Consider the following 2,452-nt stretch of genomic DNA (forward strand, 5'->3'; position numbering starts at 1 on the left):
TGAGCCTACGAGTTACTTTCACTGGCGAGGTTAATCACGTAGACGTGAGCAGCCGGAGCGAAAGCGAGTCTGAATAGGGCGCTTAGTCAGTGGGAGTAGACGCGAAACTTTGTGATCTACCCATGAGCAGGTTGAAGCTCCGGTAAAACGGAGTGGAGGACCGAACCAGTTTACGTTGAAAAGTATTTGGATGACTTGTGGGTAGGGGTGAAAGGCCAATCAAACTGAGAAATAGCTCGTACTCCCCGAAATGTTTTTAGGAACAGCCTCGGGGTCAAGTTTTAAGCAGGTAAAGCTACCGATAGGACTAGGGGGAGTCAAATCCTACCAAATCCTGACGAACTCTGAATGGCTTAAAATATACCCGGGAGTGAGGGTTGGGGTGCTAAGGTCCCAATCCGAGAGGGAAAGAACCCAGACCAACAGCTAAGGTCCCAAAATTTTTACTAAGTTGAACTAAGGAAGTCTGATTGCAGTGACAGCCAGGATGTTAGCTTGGAAGCAGCTATTCATTTAAAGAGTGCGTAACAGCTCACTGGTCGAGCGAGGCGGGCATCGATAATAAACGGGCATCAAGTAAAATACCGAAGCTTTGGATTATATTTATATACTGGTAGGGGAGCATTCTGATCTGCGGAGAAGGTGAAGCGACAAGCTTTGCTGGAGCGTTCAGAAAAGCAAATGTAGGCATGAGTAACGATAATGAGGGCGAGAAACCCTCACGCCGAAAGACTAAGGATTCCTCAGCTATGCTAATCAACTGAGGGTTAGTCGGGGGCTAAGGGCCTAGCGAGAGCGACAGCCTAATGCACAACAGGTTAATATTCCTGTACTTACTTAATGGGCAATTAGATGACGGAGAGAATGGGTTACCAGGTACTGACGGAATAGTGCCTTTGAGAGGCGGCAGCAATGCCAAAACGAGTGTAGCGAGTAATCTTCCAAGAAAAGTTTATGCGCATAACTGTTAAGTAACCCGTACCGTAAACCGACACAGGTGGTCGAGAAGAATATTCTAAGGCGCTCGAGTGAATCACGGCTAAGGAACTCGGCAAATTAACCCTGTAACTTCGGGATAAAGGGAGCCACGAGCAATCGTGGCCGCAGAGAAATGGCCCAGGCGACTGTTTAACAAAAACACATGGCTTTGCAAAATCGAAAGATGACGTATAAGGCCTGACACCTGCCCGGTGCTGGAAGGTTAAGGGGGGATGTTAGCTGCAAGGCGAAGCATTGAACTGAAGCCCCAGTAAACGGCGGCCGTAACTATAACGGTCCTAAGGTAGCGAAATTCCTTGTCGGGTAAGTTCCGACCTGCACGAATGGTGTAACGATCTGGGCACTGTCTCAGCCGTGAGCTCGGTGAAATTGTAGTAACGGTGAAGATGCCGTTTACCCGCAACGGGACGGAAAGACCCCATGAACCTTTACTATAGCTTAGCATTGAGTTTTGGTACTGGATGTGTAGGATAGGTGGGAGGCTGTGAGCCGGTGTCGCTAGGCATCGGGGAGCCAACGTTGAAATACCACCCTTCTTGTACTGGAATTCTAATCCGTTAAACGGAGACATTGCTTGGTGGGTAGTTTGACTGGGGTGGTCGCCTCCAAAAGAGTAACGGAGGCTTTCAAAGGTTCCCTCAGCACGCTTGGTAACCGTGCGTAGAGTGCAATAGCAAAAGGGAGCTTGACTGTGAGACCGACAAGTCGATCAGGTACGAAAGTAGGATATAGTGATCCGGTGGTTTAGTATGGAACAGCCATCGCTCAAAGGATAAAAGGTACTCTGGGGATAACAGGCTGATCTCCCCCAAGAGCTCACATCGACGGGGAGGTTTGGCACCTCGATGTCGGCTCGTCACATCCTGGGGCTGGAGAAGGTCCCAAGGGTTCGGCTGTTCGCCGATTAAAGTGGCACGCGAGCTGGGTTCAGAACGTCGTGAGACAGTTCGGTCCCTATCTGTTGTGGGCGTAGGAATATTGACAGGTTCTGACTTTAGTACGAGAGGACCGAGTTGGACTGACCGCTGGTAAATCAGTTGTTCTGCCAAGGGCATAGCTGAGTAGCCACGTCGGGACCAGATAAGCGCTGAAAGCATCTAAGTGCGAAACTGACCTGAAGATGAGTATTCCATGAAGGGTCCGTGTAGACGACACGGTTGATAGGCTACAGATGTAAAGGCAGTAATGTCAAAGTCGAGTAGTACTAATTACCCGAAAGCTTACTATTTTTAAAATAATTGAAATGCTATGACTATTTATTTTTACTCACAATATGGAAAAAGGCTAAGCCTTGCAAGATTTATGGAGCCGATAGGACGGGTGTTCACCTCTTCCCATCTCGAACAGAGAAGTTAAGCCCCGCACCGCTGATGATACTGGGATCAAACCCGGGAAAGTAAGTAAGCTCCAAGTTATTATCTCAAAGCCAATCCAGAAATGGGTTGGCTTTTTT

At 48.5% G+C, this 2,452-nt stretch carries 2 rRNA genes (1 of these 2 cut by a window edge); both read left to right on the plus strand.

Annotated features, from left to right (window positions below):
* Window positions 1–2,227: ribosomal RNA gene (locus tag V7S79_RS09845) — 23S ribosomal RNA — on the plus strand (it extends 604 nt beyond the left edge of the window).
* Window positions 2,228–2,300: 73 nt separating this feature from the next.
* Window positions 2,301–2,412 (plus strand): 5S ribosomal RNA (rrf, locus tag V7S79_RS09850).
* The last annotated feature ends 40 nt before the right edge of the window (window positions 2,413–2,452 follow it).

It is taken from the genome of Aquirufa sp. ROCK-SH2, from assembly GCF_054558315.1.